Origin of the sequence: Mesorhizobium sp. CA15 (genome assembly GCF_020165215.1) — a bacterium.
Lineage (GTDB): Bacteria > Pseudomonadota > Alphaproteobacteria > Rhizobiales > Rhizobiaceae > Mesorhizobium.
Map to the genome: position 1 here is coordinate 206,122 of NZ_JAIUHQ010000002.1, position 19,995 is coordinate 226,116.

17 protein-coding genes are annotated in these 19,995 nt (G+C 61.9%); 7 read left to right on the plus strand and 10 right to left on the minus strand.

The window, feature by feature from the left end; translation table 11 throughout:
* Positions 1–68: 68 nt before the first annotated feature.
* The 4 genes from LB515_RS04435 (at position 69) to LB515_RS04450 (ending at position 3,821) form a co-directional block, all read left to right on the plus strand.
* Positions 69–809: an ATP-binding cassette domain-containing protein gene (locus tag LB515_RS04435; RefSeq protein WP_224706873.1), complete on the plus strand. Its 741-nt coding sequence runs from the start codon at positions 69–71 to the stop codon at positions 807–809.
* A gap of 34 nt (positions 810–843) precedes the next feature.
* The gene (locus LB515_RS04440; RefSeq protein ID WP_224706874.1) at positions 844–1,926 is read left to right on the plus strand and encodes an ABC transporter permease; all 1,083 of its coding nucleotides are present in this window, start codon (positions 844–846) and stop codon (positions 1,924–1,926) included.
* A gap of 51 nt (positions 1,927–1,977) precedes the next feature.
* Positions 1,978–2,982: a sugar-binding protein gene (locus LB515_RS04445; protein WP_140839134.1), complete on the plus strand. Its 1,005-nt coding sequence runs from the start codon at positions 1,978–1,980 to the stop codon at positions 2,980–2,982.
* Positions 2,983–3,071: 89 nt separating this feature from the next.
* Complete coding sequence (locus LB515_RS04450) at positions 3,072–3,821, plus strand: glucose 1-dehydrogenase (protein ID WP_224706875.1); 750 nt, start codon at positions 3,072–3,074, stop codon at positions 3,819–3,821.
* A 167-nt stretch (positions 3,822–3,988) separates the two neighbouring features.
* Here the strand turns inward: LB515_RS04450 and LB515_RS04455 are convergent, their stop codons facing one another.
* On the minus strand, positions 3,989–6,577 hold the full coding sequence (locus LB515_RS04455) for an EAL domain-containing protein (protein WP_224706876.1): 2,589 nt from the start codon (positions 6,575–6,577) through the stop codon (positions 3,989–3,991).
* A 351-nt stretch (positions 6,578–6,928) separates the two neighbouring features.
* On the opposite strand from LB515_RS04455, the gene LB515_RS04460 reads away from it, so the two are divergent.
* From LB515_RS04460 to LB515_RS04470, 3 genes are all read left to right on the plus strand, one after another.
* Complete coding sequence (locus tag LB515_RS04460) at positions 6,929–7,135, plus strand: hypothetical protein (protein ID WP_224706877.1); 207 nt, start codon at positions 6,929–6,931, stop codon at positions 7,133–7,135.
* Between the two features lie 238 nt (positions 7,136–7,373).
* Complete coding sequence (locus LB515_RS04465; protein ID WP_224706878.1) at positions 7,374–7,847, plus strand: hypothetical protein; 474 nt, start codon at positions 7,374–7,376, stop codon at positions 7,845–7,847.
* 113 nt (positions 7,848–7,960) lie between these two features.
* Positions 7,961–10,015, plus strand: coding sequence for a sigma-54-dependent Fis family transcriptional regulator (locus LB515_RS04470; RefSeq protein WP_224706879.1), 2,055 nt, complete (start codon positions 7,961–7,963; stop codon positions 10,013–10,015).
* A gap of 75 nt (positions 10,016–10,090) precedes the next feature.
* On the opposite strand, the gene LB515_RS04475 is transcribed toward LB515_RS04470, so the two are convergent.
* The 9 genes from LB515_RS04475 to LB515_RS04515 all read right to left on the minus strand — a co-directional run bounded on the left by LB515_RS04475 (position 10,091) and on the right by LB515_RS04515 (position 19,874).
* The gene (locus LB515_RS04475) at positions 10,091–10,780 is read right to left on the minus strand and encodes an MIP family channel protein (RefSeq protein ID WP_224542959.1); all 690 of its coding nucleotides are present in this window, start codon (positions 10,778–10,780) and stop codon (positions 10,091–10,093) included.
* 71 nt (positions 10,781–10,851) lie between these two features.
* On the minus strand, positions 10,852–11,895 hold the full coding sequence (locus tag LB515_RS04480; RefSeq protein WP_140535659.1) for an NAD(P)-dependent alcohol dehydrogenase: 1,044 nt from the start codon (positions 11,893–11,895) through the stop codon (positions 10,852–10,854).
* A gap of 29 nt (positions 11,896–11,924) precedes the next feature.
* Positions 11,925–13,556 (minus strand): molecular chaperone GroEL, encoded by a 1,632-nt coding sequence (locus tag LB515_RS04485; protein ID WP_140839148.1) that lies wholly within the window; start codon positions 13,554–13,556, stop codon positions 11,925–11,927.
* A gap of 76 nt (positions 13,557–13,632) precedes the next feature.
* The gene (locus LB515_RS04490; RefSeq protein WP_224706880.1) at positions 13,633–14,430 is read right to left on the minus strand and encodes an iron-sulfur cluster assembly protein; all 798 of its coding nucleotides are present in this window, start codon (positions 14,428–14,430) and stop codon (positions 13,633–13,635) included.
* Between the two features lie 4 nt (positions 14,431–14,434).
* On the minus strand, positions 14,435–15,457 hold the full coding sequence (locus tag LB515_RS04495) for an amidohydrolase family protein (RefSeq protein WP_224706881.1): 1,023 nt from the start codon (positions 15,455–15,457) through the stop codon (positions 14,435–14,437).
* 87 nt (positions 15,458–15,544) lie between these two features.
* Complete coding sequence (locus LB515_RS04500; RefSeq protein WP_112097527.1) at positions 15,545–15,913, minus strand: MmoB/DmpM family protein; 369 nt, start codon at positions 15,911–15,913, stop codon at positions 15,545–15,547.
* A gap of 17 nt (positions 15,914–15,930) precedes the next feature.
* Positions 15,931–16,989 carry an aromatic/alkene monooxygenase hydroxylase subunit beta gene (locus LB515_RS04505; RefSeq protein ID WP_140839153.1) on the minus strand — a complete coding sequence of 353 codons (1,059 nt, stop codon included), beginning with the start codon at positions 16,987–16,989 and terminating at the stop codon, positions 15,931–15,933.
* Between the two features lie 52 nt (positions 16,990–17,041).
* Positions 17,042–18,100 carry an NADH:ubiquinone reductase (Na(+)-transporting) subunit F gene (locus tag LB515_RS04510; RefSeq protein ID WP_224523078.1) on the minus strand — a complete coding sequence of 353 codons (1,059 nt, stop codon included), beginning with the start codon at positions 18,098–18,100 and terminating at the stop codon, positions 17,042–17,044.
* A 100-nt stretch (positions 18,101–18,200) separates the two neighbouring features.
* On the minus strand, positions 18,201–19,874 hold the full coding sequence (locus tag LB515_RS04515; protein ID WP_224706882.1) for an aromatic/alkene/methane monooxygenase hydroxylase/oxygenase subunit alpha: 1,674 nt from the start codon (positions 19,872–19,874) through the stop codon (positions 18,201–18,203).
* Positions 19,875–19,995: the final 121 nt, after the last annotated feature.

Here is a 19,995-nt window from a genome sequence, read left to right on the forward strand (position 1 = left end):
GTTTCGCTGATTAGCTGTCTTGCATAAGTCCGGGACAAGGTTGGCAATGTTGTCCGGGGAGGACCGCGATGCCGGTGCTTGAAGTTCGCCATATTTCCAAGAACTTTGGAGCCATCCAGGCCCTGACCGACGTCAGCTTCCAGGTAGAGCGGGGCGAAGTCGTGGGTCTCATGGGGGACAACGGCGCCGGCAAGTCGACGATAGTCAAGACAGTGGCCGGGAACTTCCCGCCGAACGACGGCGAAATCGTAGTGGACGGCGAGGTTTGTCAATTCCACAAACCCGTCCAGGCGCGTGCCAAAGGAATCGAAGTCGTCTATCAGGACCTGGCGCTCGCCGACAATCTAACGGCCGCGCAGAACGTCTTTCTTGGCCGTGAGATCAAGAAGGGCTTCTGGCCGATCAGGGTGCTCAATAAGCAGGCGATGATCGACCGCTCGGCAGCGCTGTTCGAAGAACTCAAATCGGAAACCCGACCGCGCGACCTGGTCAGGAAGATGTCGGGTGGGCAGCGCCAGGCGGTAGCCATCGCACGAACCCGGCTTTCAAACGCCAAGCTGGTGTTGATGGACGAGCCGACCGCCGCAATCTCCGTACGCCAGGTGGCGGAAGTGCTTGAATTGATCCGACGCCTCAAGGCGCAAGGGGTCGGGGTCATGTTGATCAGCCACCGCATGCCTGACGTTTTCGCCGTCGCAGATCGTATCATCGTGCTGAGGCGAGGTTCGAAGGTTGCCGACAAGCAGGTCGACAACACCTCGCCCGAGGAAATCACCGGACTAATAACGGGGGCCATCCGTGGCGAATAGTGCTCGGCAGTCGGTTAGCGTCAGGGAGTCGCTCGTGGAAACCGGCCGCCCGGCCATGGCGGACTTCATCCCGACCAAGGAGAAGACGGCACTGCAGCGTGTGGTTTCAAGTCAGCCATTCTGGGTGACAATCGCGCTCATTGCTCTCGTCACGTTGATGACAGCCATCGAGCCGAGCTTCGGCACCTCCGAAAACGTCGCCAACGTCACGCGCAACTTCGCACCTTTCGGCCTCATGGCGCTCGGCATGACGGTGGTGATCATCACCGGTGGCATCGATCTGTCGGTCGGCTCGATCATGGGCCTGGTGGCCATCGTCGCCGGCCTGTTCCTGACCTGGCACTATCCTTGGTACGTCGCCTTCGCCATCGGCCTTTTCTCCGGTCTGGCCTGCGGCGCGGTCAACGGGTTCTTTGTTGCTTATGTCGGAATGCCGTCCTTCGTGGTCACCCTCGGGATGCTGTCCGTGGCGCGTTCGCTGGCGGTCGTGTTCTCGGCCAACCAGATGCTCTACCAGTTCGGGCCCGATGCTCCGATCGTGAAGGCGATCGGTCAGGCGAGATGGCCGCTGCATGGGCCGCAGGACTGGGCACCCCACTGGATACCGGGACTGTCATCGCAGTTTTGGACTATGGTGATTCTGGCCCTGATCGTCGGCTTCGTGTTCAATTTCACCGCCTGGGCCCGGCATCTCTTCGCCATCGGTGGTAACGAGGAGGCCGCCCGGCTTACCGGCGTGCCGGTCGACTGGATCAAATTCCAGGCCTATGTCTTCTCGGCTTTCACCGCCTCGCTCGCCTCGCTGCTGCTGCTTGGTTACAACGGCTCGGCCATCAACGCCATGGGCCAAGGTTATGAGCTGCGCGTGATCGCCGCGACAGTCATTGGCGGAGCCAGCCTCATGGGCGGCGCCGGCACGGCGTTCGGCGCGATAATCGGTTCGGCCTTCCTCGAGGTGATCAGGAATGCACTGCTGATGGCCGGCATCGATTCAAATTGGCAGGGTGCCTTCGTGGGCGCCTTCATCGTTCTTGCGGTTCTTTTGGGCATGCAAACCGGCGGCAGATCGATGCTCGCAGCGTCGCTGGCAGCCTTGATGCCCAAACGAAGCCGTTAGAAACCCGCCGGCGGGAGGCCTGCGGGATCACACCAAGGAGGAGAACGTCCCATGAAAAAACATCTGTTGACGGCGGCCGTGGCGCTTGGCGCAATGGTGCTCGCCGTTTCCGGCGCCCAGGCGAAATACACTTTCGCCCTGGTGCCGAAGAACATGAACAATCCTTTCTTCGACCAGGCACGCGACGGCTGCAAGAAAGCCGAAGCCGAATCGAATGGGGCCCTGGAGTGCATGTATATTGGCCCCGGAGAGCATGGCGGCGGCGACGAGCAGGTACAGATCGTGCAGGACCTGGTTGCCAAGAAGGTGGACGGCATCGCCGTGTCGCCATCGAATGCCGCGGCGATGGCAGTCGCGCTGCAGGCCGCCAAGGAAGCCGGCATCCCGGTCCTCACCTGGGATTCCGACCTCCTGCCCGAGAACAAGGATCTTCGCGCCGCCTATATCGGGACCCACAATTATGAGATCGGCGTGAACCTTGCCAAGCTTGCCATGCAGATTAAGCCCAAGGGCGGCACGATCTGTATCCAGTCGGGCGGCGCGGCGGCGGCCAACCACAATGAGCGCATGCAGGGCATTCGCGATACGCTTTCGGGCACCAAATCGGCGGCCTCGCCCGGGGACCGGCTGACGGGCCAGAATGGCTGGACCGAAATCGAAGGCTGTCCGCTCTATACCAACGATGATTTCCCGCTTTCGGTGCAGCAATTCGAGGACATCATGGGGAAAAACCCGAACCTCGACGCATTCATCCCAACGGGTGGCTTCCCGCAGTTCATCCCAGATGCCAACCGAGCTGCGGTAGCCCCGTACAAGGACAAGATCGCCTCGAAGGCCCTGGCCCTTGTCGTCGCCGACACGCTTCCCGTCCAGATCGATCAGATGAAGGAAGGTCTCTCCCTTGGCCAGGTCGGCCAGCGGCCGTTCGAAATGGGCTACAAGACGATGATGGCATTGAAGGATATGAAGGACGGCAAGGCTCCGCCGGCTGACCCGACCTACACCGGCCTCGACGTCTGCACTCCGCAGACGGCGGATACCTGCGTCGCCAAATAGGGTTTTTTGGGCGGGAGGTAACTCCCGCCCGTTCGTTGAAGCGAGATGCGGCTAGATTGAAGCATTCTCATCTCGCTCCAGGGGCTTCAATGTCGGAATTGTTCTCGCTCAAGGGCCGTGTCGCATTGGTCACGGGTGCTTCGCGCGGCCTCGGCTTCGCCATGGCCAAAGCACTTGCGGAAAACGGTGCGACGGTAATCGTCAACGCCCGCGGCACGAACGCCCTCTCCGCGGCGGCGGAAAGCATCGGGGCCGAAGCCCTGCCGTTCGACGTTGCCGACGCGGCGGTCTCAAGGGCGGCGCTCCAAGCAATCGTCGAACGCCACGGCCGCCTCGATATTCTGATCAACAACGCCGGCATCCAGCATCGCAGGCCTTTGGTCGAATGGGAGGACGAGGATTTCGACCGTGTGATTGCCGTCAATCTGTCGGCCTGCTTTCGCATGATGCGTGATGCAGTGCGTCTGATGCTGCCGAACAAATTCGGCCGCATCATAAACACTGGATCGGTTGCGGCGATCCTTGGCCGTCCCACCATTCACGCCTATGTGGCGGCAAAGGCGGGCCTGCATGGACTGACGCGCTCCGCCGCCGCCGAGATGGGCCGTCACGGCATAACAATCAACGCGATCGCCCCCGGCTATTTCGCCACCGAGCTCAATACCGCGCTTATCAACGATGAGGCTTTCACCAAATGGGTCGAGGCACGAACCCCTGCAGGCCGCTGGGCCAAGCCTGAGGAACTCGGCGGAGCCGTGGTGTTTCTCGCCTCTGACGCTGCCGGTTACGTCAATGGACATGTGCTGGCGGTTGACGGCGGACTATCGGTTTCCCTCTGACCTGCGAACCGCAGCCCGTCAGAGCCTATTCCGGATGACACCGTCGGCTTCGACCTCACGGCCGCGCCGGCGCGTTCATTAGGACCCCGCCGATATGAGCCAGTGCGTTGGCTATGCAAGTACCGCGAGCAGGTTTGTTCTCTGCGCGGGTCATCTGCCGACTTCAGTCAACCCCGGGCAGACGCACTCCTGCCAAGCCGGCCAGCGGAGACCCGTTCTTTCTTCCGCTCGCCTGTCGTTTCGGGCGCAAGCTCGCTGATGTCGCCGGCCACGACGGAACGTGTGCGCTCCAGCATCGCGGGGATCTCCCGAGCCGGTAGTGGCCGACTGAACAGGAAGCCTTGCGCTTCCGTGCAGCCTTCTCTTCGCACCCGTTCCAGTTGCTCGGCCGTCTCTATGCCTTCGGCGGTGGTCTGCATCCCAAGGCTGTTGCCAAGGCTGGTGACGGCCCGGATGATGGCGACGGAGCTGTCGATATCCTCGGCGTCCTTTACGAAGGACTGGTCAATCTTGATCTTGTCGAACGGAAACGAGCGCAGATAGCTCAAACTCGAATATCCGGTCCCGAAGTCGTCCATTGCGATATGGACACCCAGCAAGTGGATCTGTTGCAGCATCGCGAGAGTGGCCTGGGTGTTGGCCAGCAGCACGGTCTCGGTGATTTCAAGCTCGAGACGGCTCGCGAGCAATCCCGAGGTATCCAACGCTGCGACAATCGTCGAGAGCAAGCGGGCATTGCGAAACTGCGTCGGCGACAGGTTGACGGCAACCCTGATGCCTTCGGGCCAGCTTGCTGCGTCGAGACAGGCTTGCTTGATCACCCATTCCCCAATCGGAACAATCAAGCCGATCTCTTCGGCCAAGGGGATGAACTCGGACGGCGAAACGATACCCCGCGTCGGGTGATGCCAGCGCAACAGCGCCTCGAAACAACTGACCTCGCCGCTTTCGAGATTGAGGAGCGGCTGGTAGTAGATCTCGAACTGCTGCCGTCCCAACGCGTCGCGCAGATCGAGTTCGAGAACCCGCCGCGCCTGCATGCGGGCATCCATGTCCGGCTCGAAGAACCTGTATGTTCTGCGACCCTCCGCCTTTGCCCGATAGAGCGCCATGTCGCCGTTCTTGAGCAACTGGTCGGCGTTTGTGCCGTCGTCAGGCGCAATCGAGATGCCGACGCTGGCGCTGACGGTGACGCCATGGCCGTCGGCGATATAAGGCGCGCTCAGCGCATCAATGACGCGTTGCGCAAGGGCGGTGGCCTCGACCGGCTGATCGACCCCATTTTGAATGATCACGAACTCGTCGCCACCTAGTCTGGCAACAGTGTCGTCCTCGCGCACGATCGACTTCAGCCTTGCGGCGACCTCCTTGAGCAAGGCGTCGCCGACCGGATGCCCTAGCGTGTCGTTGACAGTCTTGAAATGATCGAGATCGAGGCAAAGGAAGGCGACCTTGCCATCTCTGCGAGCCATCTCGGCCAAGGCGTCCTCGGCGCGTTCGCGAAACAATATCCGGTTTGGAAGATCGGTAAGCCCGTCATGGCGAGCCATGTGCGATATGCGAGCCTCGCTGCGCCGCAAGTCGGTCACGTCGTGATGCGTGGCGAGCCATCCGCCGCCCGGCAGCGGCTGATGAATGAGGTCGATGGTGCGCCCGTCCCTGAGCTCCACCAGGCTCACGACGCGCTCGGCGCGGTCGATGGTCGCCGAGAGCTCTTCCAGATATCTGTCCGGGTCCTGGCCTACATAAAGTCCCGCCGCAATCCGGAAACGCATCAAATCGTCCCACCGGGAACCAGGGTGGGTCAGGGCCTCCGGCAGGCGATAGAAGTCGGCATAGGCCTGATTGCAGAAAACCAGCCGTCGGCCGGCATCGAACATACACAGGCCCACAGGCATGTTCGCGGCAGCGGCAGCCAGATTCTGCCGCTCCAACTCGGCATCACGAGCCAGGGTGGTGCTGCGCTCCAGGCTGGCGCGGTAGCCGGCAAAGGCCGTGAACAATATTCCGACCTCGTCGCGCCGATCCTTTCTGAGCGCAACCAGCGTCGAGCGGTGTTCCCCTCGCGTCAACCGGTGCATCGCTTCGCTCACGGCCAGGATCGGCTTGCTGACATTATGGCGAATCCAGGCGACAAGCACGCCAAGGCACACGGCAGCAAAGGCGATCGCGGCCCAAACGAGCCGCTGCGCGATGGTGTAGGTGCGGTCCGCGATGGCTGCGGCAGCCTTGCTGCGCTGATTTGTGAGTGCCAGGAGGCCATCCAGCCTCTGAGCCGCCGCCGCAATCGTGGGGAGCGACACCACCTCGAACTCGTTAGCGGCCTTCGTTCGCTCCGCGGTATCGAGAAGTGGAATGATCGACGACAGGGAATCTTGATACGCCGTCCAGAGGTTGACGAATTGATCGAACAGCTCCTGCTCGGCAGGTGATCCGGCGCTCCTGCGGTAGGCGCGCCGATCTTGGAGCATTTCTTCGCTCTCTCTCGCCAGCTCCTTGTCGATGTCAGCGATTTGCTGAGAGTTTTCGGCACGCATGCGCAGCGTCGCGTAGAGCCGGTGCTCCGCAAGGTTGCGCTTCATCTCGTCGACGATCTGCACCTGGGGCAACCAAACTCCGGTGATCTCGCTCGTGACCTTATTGAGCGACCGCAGCTGTGCGACCCCAAATACCCCGACCGTCACGGTGCAAAGCAGTGCCAATCCAAAGCCCAGCGTGAGCTTGCTGCCGACACTTATGTCCTTGAACCGTTTCATGTTAACGCTGACCTGATAAGGTCAGTCCCGCCCGCAGGCGCCAATAGCGGGACTGATTGGAAGCGCCTCGCCAATCTCGCGCTGAAATGTATTAAGGCTGACTTAAGATGGCGTTTAGCGTAATCTGCACTTCGTCGTTGTCTGCTTCAACGATATGACGACCGGGGCACTTATCCTTTACGCTTGTGAACAAAGAGATATTCGCCGCCCAACAGGGATGGCGGGTCAATACTCTTCTGGACGCTGAGGTAATCCGCTACATATTTAACGATCGGGCAGCTGTCGAAGGAGACCGCCTAGGCACGCGACTGCTGCCAAAGGGACCCGCTGATTTCGGGATGGAGGAAAGCCGTGGAAAATCACGCCGGCTCGGCACCCAATGTAGCTGACTTTGTCATTCACAAGGTTCTGGACACGTTCGAATACTCCGACCGCGGCGCGGTGGTCACGATGGTCGATCCGCGGGGCGCACGCATCCGTCTCCACGTCACCATCATCACCGGGGAGTTGCTTTGCGAACATATTGCCGAAGCGCTGGAGCAGCGATACGGGAAATAGAATGTCTCCTGCAACAGCACACTCATTCAACAGCGAGCCCTCGGAATCGAAGAGCAAGGCGGCATGACACGGGCATTGCTCAACCTACGAATACCCCGGTGTAGCAGCCACCTGCTACCAACGACATCCATTTCGGCACTACCTAATATGAATGGCGGACTCGACTGTGGCAGTGTAAGGTCCGCTGCAAGCAAGAAAAATTGCCATACCGGCACTGCCGACGAATCTGGGAGGATTCATGGTCGAGATCATCTCCAAGCGGGATGGCCCGCGGCGCGAGGATGCTCAAGTCAAAAGGCTGATTGAGCAGAACCGCTCAACCATCGTGCGCCTTGCCGACCAGCTCAGCGCCGGCGGTTATTCAGCTTCGAAACAGCCACGTCAGGAACCGAAGGCTCAAGGCCTTATCTTTCACGTTGGCGGCGCAACCGGATCTGTGGCCGAGGCCAACCCGTCCGTGCATGTCAGCCTCAATGGGCGTGTGATCTCGAAGGATCAAAACACAGGCCGTCAGCTTCATCATATCGGCGATATCCGCGATCGCGGCGGCGAGCACATTTTCGTTTTGGCCACCAAGCAGAACGGCTACGTCGCGCCGGTCGACGAAGCCGTCGCCGCGAAGCTTGCCGAAATGGACGGGCGTCGCCTCACCGCCAGCTACTCCGAAGAACAGCTCGCCACCGACATCGGCGCGAAACTGGGCATCAATTGACCGGTAAGCGATTGGACCGGCTTCGGCACGTCCGATCCAAGACAGCATACAGCATTGGCATGCCTCGAAGGTTCCGTAATGACTGAATGAAACGCGATCCTGGGCCTAATCAGATGAAGATCGATGCTCTTCCGACGCGTGCGTCGTTGGCCGGCAATCAAATCGCTCTGGGCAGCATCGACTATGACGAGCGCGCCACCATGCGCGCTTGGGAAGATTTTCTGGCGGACGAGCCCAAATGTGTCCGCGATCCGATCCGCCCAAGCCACGTCCGCTCCCTCATTCACGACTCCTGGTATCGCAGCGCCACCGGCGGCATCAACGCTCAGGGGATCGAAGCGCCGCTGAGCAGCGATCGCGACGAAATCGAGTACCTGACCCGGGCCAATGCCGAACTGCTCTCGGCGGCGCGCCGATCCTTCGCTTCCATCGGTCAGTTGCTGGAGGGCACCGGCGCGATGCTGGTTCTTGCCGACAGCGACGGCGTGCTGATCGATGCCATCGGCGACAAGAAGACCCTGCATGACGGCATGGATATTCATCTGGCCATCGGCGGCAAATGGAATGAGGGCGCCGTCGGGACCAACGGCATCGGCACGGCGCTGTGGACCGGGGAACCGACTTTCGTCCATGCGGCGGAGCACTTCTGCGCCGGCATCAAGTCCTGGACCTGCGCCGGGGCGCCGATCCGCGATCCGCTGGACGGCAAGATAGTCGGGGTCGTCGACTTGTCAGGCTACTCGCCGATCTTCCGACCGCACAACACCGCGCTTGTCGCCGCCACGGCCCGCCAGATCGAAAAAGCATTGGCAGAGCAGCAACAGGAGCAGCGCACACGCCTGCTCGAAGCTTTCATTTCGTCGGCTCCCGGCTATCGCCGAAAAGATGGACTGGTGATCGTCGATCATCGCGGGCGCGCGATCTACCGAAACAACCTGCCCGACGGCGAAGCCGCCGAAATGACCAGCGGCCCGATAGACGCGGGCCGCGGCCGCTGGCTGATGAACCTTCCGTCGTCGGGTTCGGAGGCCGATATCGCCAGGGCTCTGCCGGCTCATCTGCGCTCCTGCCACATCACACCGCTCAAGCTCGATGGCGACTTGCGCGGCGCGGCGCTGGTGTTCCCGTCGGCGCCGACAGTTTCGAGCCTGACCGTGATCAACCGGGAGGCGGACAAGCATCTTCAAGACGCAGCCGCAATGATAGTCGGCGAGAGCGAGGCACTGCTTGCCGCAGTCGATGTCGCCTGCCGCGTCGCGCGATCGAAAAGCGTCGCCTCACTGCTGGTCGAAGGCGAGACCGGCGTCGGCAAGGAGCTGTTCGCGCGGCTCGTCCATGCCGGCAGCCGGCGTACGGACAATGACCCGTTCATCGCGATGAATTGCGGCGCTATCACAAAGGACTTGTTCGGCAGCGAGCTGTTCGGCCATGTCGCCGGCGCCTTCACCGGCGCATCACGCGACGGCAAACCGGGTGTCTTCGAGCTTGCCAATGGCGGCGTGCTCAGCCTCGACGAGATCGGCGAGATGCCGCTCGAGATCCAGCCGTTTCTGTTGCGTGTCCTGGAAGAGCGCGTGGTCCACCGTATCGGCGACAGCCGAGGCCGGCCAGTCGACGTCCGGCTCGTCGCCTCGACCAATCGAGACCTCAAGCAGGAAGTCGCTGCGGGTCGTTTCCGCCGCGACCTCTATTATCGGATCGGCGCCGTCTCGATCACTGTGCCGCCGCTGCGCGATCGCGGCGAGGACGTGCTGCTGCTGATCGAACATTTCAACCGGAAGATCGCCGCTGCATCAGGCGACGAGCCGCTGGAATTCTCGCAGGAAGCTGTCGCTGCATTGCTCGCCTATCGGTGGCCGGGCAATGTGCGTGAGCTGAAGAACCTCGTCGGACGGCTGCACGTCCTGGCGCGCGGCCGTGGTATCGGACTGCACGACCTTCCCGAGGAAATCACGGATGGCGGTTCCGAGCCGCAGCCGGGCAGCAACACGGCAGTCTCCCCCGAAGAGCCCGCTGGCACGCTAGCCGAGGCGGAACACCAAGCGTTGAAGAATGCGCTGACCGCGGAGGGCGGCAATCTCAGCCGGGTGGCGCAGCGGCTGGGCATTTCCAGGCCAACGCTCTACCGCAAGCTCGAGCAATATGGCATCCGGCGCGGCTTCGTCTGAACACGCAGTAAAAAAGAAACCCATGGCGTTCCGCCATGGGCTTGGGAATCTTACCGACAAAAAGGCAGCGGCCGATCAGGCGAGCTGCGGTGCCGGTTCGCTGGCGCCGATCATCCCGGTGCGCAGCACCAGTCCGGCCGCGGCAGCGCCCAGGCAAGGCGCCACGATATAGAGCCAGAGCTGCGACAGCGCGCTTCCGCCGGCAAACAACGCGGGCCCTAGCGAGCGAGCCGGATTGACCGAAGACCCTGACACGGCAATGCCGGCGAGGTGGATCATGACCAGCGTCAAACCGATCGCCAGGCCGGCCAGAGCACCCGCGCCGTCCTCCGCGGTGGCACGCAAGATGACGAGCAGAAAGAGGAATGTGGCGACTGCCTCGAACAAGAACGCCGAAGTCGCCGAATAGGCCGACCAGCCGTTCTGGGCAAAACCATTCGCCGCGACGTCATAGCCGCCGCCTTTGCCTTGCGCCATCACGTAGAGCACCGCCGAGGCAGCGATCGCCCCCAGACATTGCGCGACCACGTAGCCGGCGAGATCGTTGGACTTCATCCGGCCGGAAACAAAGACGCCAAGGCTTACCGCCGGGTTAAGATGCGCGCCGGAAATCGGCCCGATCGAATAGGCCATCGCAATCACCGACAGGCCGAAGGCCATTGCAACACCGAGCAGTCCGACCTCGGAACGCATGAACAGAACCGTCGCGCAGCCGAAGAAGACCAGCGCGAAGGTTCCGACGAATTCACAGATGTATTTGTTCATTTTTCCTCTCCGGATTGTGACGCCTGGACCGGATACCGCGGCTTTCCGCGCGCCATCCGGGCCCAAGGCTTTCAGGGAACGATGACGCCGCGGCCGGTGAAGCGCCGGTTCTTGAAGTCATCGAGCGCGGTGTTGATGCTGGCGAGATTGTATTCGGTGTAGTGCATCTTGACCTTGCCGTCGGCGTTGAGCTCCATCAGCTCGACGAGCTCGGTGAAATTGCCGACCAGGCTGCCGCCGATGTTGATTTCCTCGATGACCAGATGCGCGGTCGGCACGTTGACGGCGCCGCCATAGCCTACCACGAACAGCTGGCCGCCCTTGCGCACCATCTTCCAGCAGATGTTTTCCACGCCAAGCTCGCCGACGAAATCGATGACCACATGGGCGCCGCCGCCAGTGATCGCCTTTACTTCTTCGACGACGTTCGGCCCGCCATCGAGGACGAAGTCGGCACCGAGATCCTTGGCCAGCACGCGCGCGGCAGGCTCACGATCGACGGCGATTATCCGGCAGCCTGAAATCGCATGCAGCGACTGCAGCGCGATGTGTCCGAGCCCGCCGATGCCGAGCAAGACGCAGTAGCTCCCCGGCCGCAAAAGCTTCGCCGCCCGTTTGGCGGCGCGATAAGCGGTGATGCCGGCATCTGCCAGCGGCGCCACTTCGATCGGCGTGACATTGGCATTGAGCTTGATCAGCGAACGCTCGCTGGTGATGAAATATTCGGCGAAGCCGCCATTCATGCCGAGCCCAGGGAACTGGCCATTGTCGCAGTACATATCCTCGCCGTGCCGGCAGTTGAGGCAGATGCCGCAGGAGCGGAACGGATGGCAGATCACGGCATCGCCGCGCTTGACCGATCTGACGCCGCTGCCGACCTCCTCGACCCAGCCGGCGTTCTCATGACCCATGATGTAAGGCAGAAGGCTGCCGTCGGGGTCCATGGTCGGTTTCCACACACCTTCAATGATATGGAGGTCGGTGCGGCAGAGGCCGGCGGCACCTACCCGCACGATGACCTCGTCCGGGGCCGTGATCGTCGGCGCCTTGACCTCCTCGATCTTGAGCTTGACGTTCATGTGCGGGTCGTATTCGTAAAGTCTTGCGGCTTTCATCGTCGTGTCCTTTCAGGTCCGGAATTGTTTCAGGCGCGGCCAAGCTTTTCCGCGCCGCCGCCGAGCGCCGGCCCGGCCGTCGGGTCCTCATCCTCGGCAAGATCGCCTATCAGTGTCTCGGTGGTCAGGATCAGCGTCGCCACCGAAGCGGCATTGGCCAGCGCGGTGTAGGTGACGCGGACAGGATCGATGATCCCGGCTTCGAACATGTTCTGGTAGCTGCCGGCGGATGCGTTATAGCCGTAGCCGCCGTTGATGCGCGTCACCTCGGCTACCACGGCTTCGGGATCGGCGCCGGCATTGGCGGCGATGCGCCAGAGCGGCCGTGTCAGCACCGACCGGACCAGGCGCACGCCTTCGGCGACATCGCCGTCGACACCGGTCGCCACCTTGTCGAGCAGCGGCGCGATCTGGGCCAACGCCGAGCCGCCACCGGCAACCACGCCCTCCTCGGACGCCGCGCGCACCGCATTCAGCGAATCCTCGATCAGCTGGATGGTCCGCTTCTGCTCGACCGGCGTGACACCGCCGGCATAGAGGATCGCGGTACCGCCGGAGAGCTTGGCCAGGCGCTCGCGCAGCTTGTCCTGCTCGATATTCGGCGGCGCGGCCTCATACTGCCGCTGCACCTGGGCGCGGCGCGCCGCGATCGCGTCATGGTCGCCGCCGCCGCGAATGATCGAGGTGTAGGATGAGCTGGTTTTCACCCGGTCAGCGGTCCCAAGATCGTCGACTGTGATGTCCTCCAGCCGGCCGCCGAGGTCGCGGGCTATCACCCTACCGCCGGTGATGATCGCCAGGTCCTCCATCATGGCCTTTCGCCAATGGCCATATTCCGGCGGATGGACGACGAGGTATTTGCCTGGCCCCTGCTTGCCCAGCAGTGTGACCACAACTTCCGGCGACACTTCCTCGGACACGATCAGCAACGGGCGCCCCGCCTCGTCGGCGATACGGCGCGCAGTCTCGAGCGCCGTGGGCTCCTTGATCTTGAGATCGGTCATCAGGATGAAGGGCCGCTCGAGCACGGCCTCCATCTTCTCCTGGTCCGTCACCATGTGATGCGAGAGGTAGCCGCGGTCGAAGGACATGCCCTCGACCACGTCCAGCGTGGTCTCGGTGGTCACGCTGAAATCGGTGGTGATGACGCCTTCCGCGCCGACGCGCTCATGCGCTTGGGCCACCAGCGCGCCAAGCTTGGCATCGGTTGCGGCGATGTTGGCAACCGAGGCGAGGACGCCATTGCCCTTGGCGGGCTTGGCCGATGCCTTGAGGGCCGTCACGACCGCCGCCACGGCAAGGTTGATGCCCTTGCAGAGATCGACTGATTTGGCGCCGCGCTCATTGGCCTCGATGCCACCCTGGATCAGCGCGTTGGCGAGCACGATGGCGGTCGTCGTGCCGTCGCCGGCGACCTCGTTGGTCTGCATCGACACCTCGCGGACGACCTGAGCGCCCATGTTCTCGAAACGGTCATGCAGCTCGATTTCGGAAGCGATGCTGACGCCGTCGCGGGTCACCATCGGCGTTCCGATCGGCCGGTCGATCATGGCGTTCATGCCTTTGGGACCGAGCGTCGGTTCGACTGCCGCCGCCAGCCTGAAGACGCCACGGGCAAGGGCCCGGCGGGCCTCGGAATTGTGAAGCATAATTTTAGGCATGATTCCTCCTTCCGCCTTACGGGCGGGTTGTTGGTTGGGGGCCTCGTGCGAGGGAGGCCGTTGCTTTCGACACTGCTTAGACGGCCGGCGCGTTTCGCGCCGGCACGCGATCCATGATGAAGTCGACCAGCGTCGGCTCGCCTTCGACCACGCTCAGTTCCTTGTATCTTGTCTGCTTGAGCCCACGGCAAAGCGCACCGTTGAACTCCATGTTGACACGCACGCCGCGCAACTCGGCGAGATGGGCACTGAGCGCGGCAGGCGGAATTTGCCGCCCTTCCCAGGTGACGAAGACGGGATCGTCCATACGGCGATCGGGAAACCGCTGCAGCAGCGCTGCCCGGTACCGTGGCTTCTGCATGGCCGCCTCGCCCGGCTCGAAGCTGGCGGCATCGTATGCCGGCAGGTCCATGCCGAGGATTTCGACATCCGTCAGGCCGTGCTGCCGAAGTCCGCGCAGGACCGCTTCCTGGCGGCGCTTGAATGCCTTCATCTTGAAGGTTTCGCGCACGGCGCCGAGATCCGCGTCTGCGGCTAACTCGGCGAATATGTCGCCGAATGCCTTGCCGGCTTCGATGCCGCGATTGACCTCCTCCGCGAACATATGATCGTGCAGTTTCACGCGATAGGCGGGCGACCAGGAAAGCTGGTCGAGCGCCTTGCGGACGCCGTCGAGCATGAGGAAAGCGAAGTTGGGCGAGCACCAGTAGGTCGGCAGGCGGAAATCGACCTCCACGCTGCCGTCGCCCGTCATCTCGGCCCGCTCGACGAAGCCCATCTCGGTAATCGGCTCGTCGAGTTCCGGGTCATTGACCTCGCCAAGGCGCCGCCAGAGTTCCTTCTCGCGGCTGTCGGAAACGCTGGCGGTTGCCATGGCCCTACTCCGCCGCGATGCTGAAGGGCGAACTTGCGAGCGCCTTCTTCTTCGCTTCGACGTCGATCTCGTAGAGGCGCGCGGCATTCAGCCCGAGGATCTTCTCCTTGATCTCGTCGGTCAGCTGCACGCCGCGTTCCGCGGCGATGTCCTCGGGGATCTGATACGCCCAAAATTTCTCGACGAGCCAGCGCGGCGTCCAGATCGCATAGTCGGAGCCGAACAGGATCTTCTCCGGCCCGATCCAGAACAGCAGCTCGGCAATGACCTCGCCGAAATAGCGGGGGCGCGAATGGATGAAGGGCAGCGCCACGGCAAGGCCGCCATAGACATTGGTTTCCTGCGTCGCGATCCAGCAGAAATCGTCGAGGCGCGGCAGCCCGCAATGCTCGATGATCCAGTTCAAGCCCTGGAAATCCGTTGCCGCGTGGTCGACATCGTGCACGTCGAACGCGTCCTTGCTGAGCGGGATGATTGTCGGGCCCTTGTGGACGTGAATGTTTTTGATGCCGAGTTTTTCACAGAGCTCGAAGCACTTGTAGGCATCGGGATCGGTGAGCTTCCAGCCCTTGGAGGCGCCGTTCCACTCGGCCGTGTACATCTTCACGCCCTTGACGTCGTAAGTCTCCTTCATGAAGTGGATGTATTCCAGCGCCTTCTCGCCGTCGCGCGGATCGAAGGACCCATTGATGATGAAGCGCTCCGGGTAGCGCTTGGCGACCTCCGCGTTGCGCTCGATCGTGTTGAACCCGTTCTTGTAGAAATCCTTCAGATAGGTCGACTGGACGATCGCCACGTCGTCCGGACCGTCTATGAACAGGTCGCGATAGAGATCGTCGGCGCTGTATTTCTCGAACTTGCCCTTCTCCCAAAGCTGCTCCTTCGGGCTCAGCCCCGTATGATAGGCGTAGAAGCAGTCGATGAACTGCTTGCCGTGGATGTTCCTCTGATTCTCTGGGCTGCCGTCCCAGAAATGGGTGTGGCCATCGACCACGAAAATGTCTTTGCCTTCAGGTGTCCTGTACATTCTTGCCTCCGCAATCGTCGCGTTGATGCCGTCCTGTTGATGGAGTGGGCGCGCCGCGATCGGGCGGCGCGCCGGTGCCCGGCTTCCTCAGATGTATTCGAAGACCTCGTCCATGTTCCCGAACAGGATCACGGTGTTGTCGTCGACGCGCACCATGCGGCCGTAATGGGTGGAGGTGTTGACCTCGAAGATCTCGGCGGTCATGTCGCGGCCGAGATATTCGCTGATCTCGTCCATCTTGAAGATCAGCTTGCCGTTGCCGTCGATGCGGATCATGGCCGGCTGGTAAGTGACGATAACCCCCGGCTTCTTGCCCATGAATTCGGCGATGGCGCGCGCCTCGACCGAGTCGTTCATGGTGACGCCGCACTGGTGCGAAATCGTCTGCTCAAAGGTGATGTCCTTCATCGATTTGAAGATGTTGGACTGCGAGGCGTCGCGTGCTGCTACTGACATGTTGGTCTTCTCCCTGTTCAGCGCTTGAGGCCGAGTTCGCCGAGGATCTGGCCGATCCGTTCCTCGGATTGGGCGCGAACGTCGGTGAAGGAAATCGGCTTGGAATGCGGCATCGACCAGATCGGCTGAAGGCCGGTGGCTGCCTTGTCGGCAAGCGCGCCGTGCTTGTTCACCCAGCCCTGGAAGAGCTTCCTGTTCGCCGCGCCATGCTTCTCGTCATTGGCAAGCAGGTAGGCCAGGTCGATGGTGTTGGCGAGGTTGCGCTCGTAGTCGGCTTCGGCCGCCGAGATCACCGGCGGTGTGATGAAGTCGTGGTTGGCGGCCGCGGCCTGCATCAGGAAGCCGGATCGGAACAGTTCGCCGACCAGCGGTTCGAACACGATGTTGATGGCGAAGTACTGTTCCAGATAGTCGGTCGTGCCCATGATGGTCTCGATCGCCTCGCGGGTGCCCTGCCAGACACCGTCCTCCAGCCAGTGCTTCTTGCCGAGTTCGTCGTCCCAGCCGGCGATGTCCATGCCGATCTCAGCGAGATAGAGCGTGATGTCCTGGGCGAGCCTCAGCTTGTAGGACGAATTGGTCAGCGTGGCGTTGTTGATCATCTGCGTGTAGCCGTAGCGCTGCGCCTGCATCAGCGAAGTGCCTAGGCCGAACTCGGCATGTTTCCACGCTCCGAGATGCGCCTGCAGGAGCTTGGCCCACACCTTGTCGAAGGTCTTCGGCGCGCCGGCGCGGCGGGCATTGGTGATCACGCTCTGCACCATCGTCTCGATTTTCGACTGGCGCTGATAATGCGTGCGCTCCCACTCCTGGTCGGGAGCCCGGAAGGCATGCCAGTTCGAGCTCTTGGCAGCCGTATTGTCCTTGATGTAGGCGCCCTTGCCGTTCGAGAAGGAGATGATCCAGTCCTGGATCAGGTAGCGCTCGGGGTCGGGCTGCACGTCGACCGTGACATCCTCGTAATGGGTGGCGCGCTGGCCTTTCGGATCGAAATACCGATATTTGCGGCTGTCGGAATCGGCGAAGATCGCGGCTCCCGCGGCTCCCGATCCGACTGAACTGGACGTTGCTACCATTGTCTTCACTCCCTTGTTGCAGTTGCTTTGGTGTCGCTGGCTCCGGGCCGTCTCAATGGCCCGGGGTGGCGCTGGACGACGTGGTGAACCGGTCGAAGAAGATGCGTTCGCTCTCGAAGCCATTCATGAACAGGACCGGCTGCAGCGCATCGATCATGGGCGGCGGACCGCAGGCGTAGACGTCGCCCTGCCCGTCGACCGCCAGTTGCTTGAGCTTGGCATCGACGCTCTGGTGGACGAAGCCGCGCTCGCCGTCCCACGCCTCGCCATTCACATGCGACAGCACCGGGATGAAGTTCAGCTCCGGGTGGCGGCCGGCAAGCTCGGCGATCCTGTCAAGATAGAACAGGTCGGTCGGGGTCCGCGCGCCGTAGAAGAAGAACACGTCCCGCTTCTCGCCGCTCTTCAGGTGATCGTTGAGGATCGACCAAACCGGCGACATGCCGGAGCCGGCGCCGACCAGGATCAGGGGACCTTGCCGTTCCTCCCGCCGGAAGCAGGTTCCATAGGGTCCGGCGACAGTGACTTCGGCTCCGACGCGGATGCCTCCGGAATCAAGCTCTCCGGAGAACTTTCCTTCGGGATATTTCTTGATGATGAAGGAAAGTTTTTGGGTTTGGTCCGGCGTATTTGCCATGGAGAACGAGCGCGTAATCGTCTCCCCTTTTTGCGTGGTGACCGTGATGTCGACATATTGCCCAGCCCAGAATTTTATCGGCGAGCCGAGCTCGATCTCGATGCCGCGGATGTCATGGGTCAGATGTTCGAATTTTGAGATCCGGCCTTTGAATGTCTTCACCGCGATTGATTTCGCCAGCACCTCCTCGTCGTAGTTGAGAAGCTCGACATGCATGTCGGAATAGGCGATGGACCGGCACAACAGGATGTGCCCGGTATCCTTCTCCGTGTCATTGAGGGCGAAGGTCGAGTATTTCAGCATGTCGACCTCGCCTTCGAGCAGCACGCATTTGCAGGCCGAGCATTGCCCTTCCTTGCAGCCATGCGGCAGCGCAATGCCTTGGCGGAATGCCGCGTTCAGGACCGTCTCGCCGTTTTCGACCTCGAACTCGACGCCGACCGGCTCCAGGCGCACGGTGTGAGCACCAGTCATCGATAACCTCCCAATTCCTCTCCGGCCCGTCCGCAGGACAGGAGATGGCCTTCCTCTGGAATGTCGCGGGGGTCGGAACCCGGCCCCCGCGCTCGTATGGTCAGTTGAAGGGCGTGATCGTGAAGCCGGCCCGATACTCGGCCAGGTGCTTTTCACGATCGGCCGGCGACATGCCGCGAAGCGCCTTGAGCGGCGATCCGAGGATGTTGCCGCGCACATCGTCGAGCGTCCACTGCTCGTCGGCGCCGAAGCGCAAATGCGGCTGCGGGATCAGCGTCTTGCCGTCGGAACGGACGAAGTTGAGGTCCTTGATCGCATCGGCGAGATCCCAGCCGTCATAGAGCGTCTCCCACTCGCGCTTCCCGCTGAAGCGGCCCATCGCGGGCGTCGGACGGCCTTGATACTCGTCGGCAAAGGCTTCGACAGCGGTCCAGCGGTCGAGCTCGTGTGCGAAGGTATGCAGCTGCCCGTCGATCTCGTCGACCACGATGTCCTCGCGGATCAGGCAAGGCACGAGGCAGGACCAGCAGCGGTGCGGATAGACGTAACCGACATCGCTGTTGAACAAGAGCACCTTCTCGCCCTTGTGGCTGAGCTTGGCATACCATTTCCAGAAGTCGCCGAACTCGGCGTACCAGCCCGGATATTTGTGCTCGAACCACTCGAAGTCCTTGTCGGTCTGAGCCTCGATGCGCCAGAAGTTCACCGGCCAGCCAACCGCGAAGAACTGGCCGACCTTGTGGACGTAGTTCTTCTTGGTAATGCGCTCCCAGGCTGCCTGGACATCGTCATGGTGGATCTTGATGCCGTACTTCTCGAGCGGCAGCATGTAGGTGCGATAGTAGTCTTCGTAGATCCAGCGGTGCCACATCTCCGCGTAGGATTCCTTCGACTTGTCGCGATTGGTGGTGCCGTATTCGATGAAGGTGCCGATTGCGGCATCGACGATGGCGTGGTTCTGCCAGAAGGCGTAGCGCATGTCGCGCTCGAGCAGCAGGTGGTTCTCAGGCTCCTTCAGCGCAGCCATAAGCAGCGAGTGGCCGTTGCCGATGTGCCGGCTCTCGTCGGACTGCACCGAAAGGAACACGGTCGGCAGCGCGTAATCGCCGTTGCGGGCGGCCTCCGAGGGCATGGCGACGAAGAGCGTGTTGGTGAACGCCGTCTCAGCCACGACGGTCAGGTACATGCACGCGGCCGTCATCGTGTCGCCGGTGATGAAGCCTTCGCCGAACTGGCGGCCGATGGTCGTCGCATAGCACTTGCCGAAGGCTTCCTCGGTGATGTCGAAGCCCGCCGGATCGATGTAGTTCTCCATGTACCACTTCTTCAGGTTCATCTGGATCGTGGAGTGGCGGAACTCATCGACCATTTGCATGGTGAAGCCGGTCCTGAGATCCTCGCCCGGCGCCAGCCGCGCCACCATCGCCATCGAACGGGCGGCGGAGATTTCCGGGAAGGGAATGATGGCGAGGAAGAGCTTCATCCATTCCACCCAGCGCGGCTCGACATTGCGGAACATGTCGCCGCGAAGAGCGGCATCGAGCGCGCCATAGACGCGGTTGTCCTTCTCCTCCTGCATGGGGAAGTAAGAGCGCAGCACCTGCTTCATCGGATCGCGCGGCGCCTTGGCGATCTTGTAGTCGGTCGGAAACGTCATCGCTTCCTGGACATAGCTCGGGTTCCAACCGAGGTCGGAAATCTTCTTCGTCGCCTCGCCTACGGAAATGCCGCGTTGCGAGGTAATCTTGTTGAGCGTCAAAGACGACATCGTCATAAGCCTCCACCAGGTTTGAGCCGCGGATCCCTTGATCCGGGCGTGAGACGGCAAACAGCGCCGCCAGTGAGAGTGCGAACGGCACGACAAAGGGTTGCGCATTCAGGCGCGACCGACGGCC

Bases quoted from the DNA above. Each gene is read 5' to 3' on its own strand.
- LB515_RS04435 (WP_224706873.1), top strand. From the start codon at position 69: ATGCCGGTGCTTGAAGTTCGCCATATTTCCAAGAACTTTGGAGCCATC.
- LB515_RS04445 (WP_140839134.1), top strand. From the start codon at position 1,978: ATGAAAAAACATCTGTTGACGGCGGCCGTGGCGCTTGGCGCAATGGTG.
- LB515_RS04450 (WP_224706875.1), top strand. From the start codon at position 3,072: ATGTCGGAATTGTTCTCGCTCAAGGGCCGTGTCGCATTGGTCACGGGT.
- LB515_RS04455 (WP_224706876.1), bottom strand. From the start codon at position 6,577: ATGAAACGGTTCAAGGACATAAGTGTCGGCAGCAAGCTCACGCTGGGC.
- LB515_RS04465 (WP_224706878.1), top strand. From the start codon at position 7,374: ATGGTCGAGATCATCTCCAAGCGGGATGGCCCGCGGCGCGAGGATGCT.
- LB515_RS04470 (WP_224706879.1), top strand. From the start codon at position 7,961: ATGAAGATCGATGCTCTTCCGACGCGTGCGTCGTTGGCCGGCAATCAA.
- LB515_RS04475 (WP_224542959.1), bottom strand. From the start codon at position 10,780: ATGAACAAATACATCTGTGAATTCGTCGGAACCTTCGCGCTGGTCTTC.
- LB515_RS04480 (WP_140535659.1), bottom strand. From the start codon at position 11,895: ATGAAAGCCGCAAGACTTTACGAATACGACCCGCACATGAACGTCAAG.
- LB515_RS04485 (WP_140839148.1), bottom strand. From the start codon at position 13,556: ATGCCTAAAATTATGCTTCACAATTCCGAGGCCCGCCGGGCCCTTGCC.
- LB515_RS04490 (WP_224706880.1), bottom strand. From the start codon at position 14,430: ATGGCAACCGCCAGCGTTTCCGACAGCCGCGAGAAGGAACTCTGGCGG.
- LB515_RS04495 (WP_224706881.1), bottom strand. From the start codon at position 15,457: ATGTACAGGACACCTGAAGGCAAAGACATTTTCGTGGTCGATGGCCAC.
- LB515_RS04500 (WP_112097527.1), bottom strand. From the start codon at position 15,913: ATGTCAGTAGCAGCACGCGACGCCTCGCAGTCCAACATCTTCAAATCG.
- LB515_RS04505 (WP_140839153.1), bottom strand. From the start codon at position 16,989: ATGGTAGCAACGTCCAGTTCAGTCGGATCGGGAGCCGCGGGAGCCGCG.
- LB515_RS04510 (WP_224523078.1), bottom strand. From the start codon at position 18,100: ATGACTGGTGCTCACACCGTGCGCCTGGAGCCGGTCGGCGTCGAGTTC.
- LB515_RS04515 (WP_224706882.1), bottom strand. From the start codon at position 19,874: ATGACGATGTCGTCTTTGACGCTCAACAAGATTACCTCGCAACGCGGC.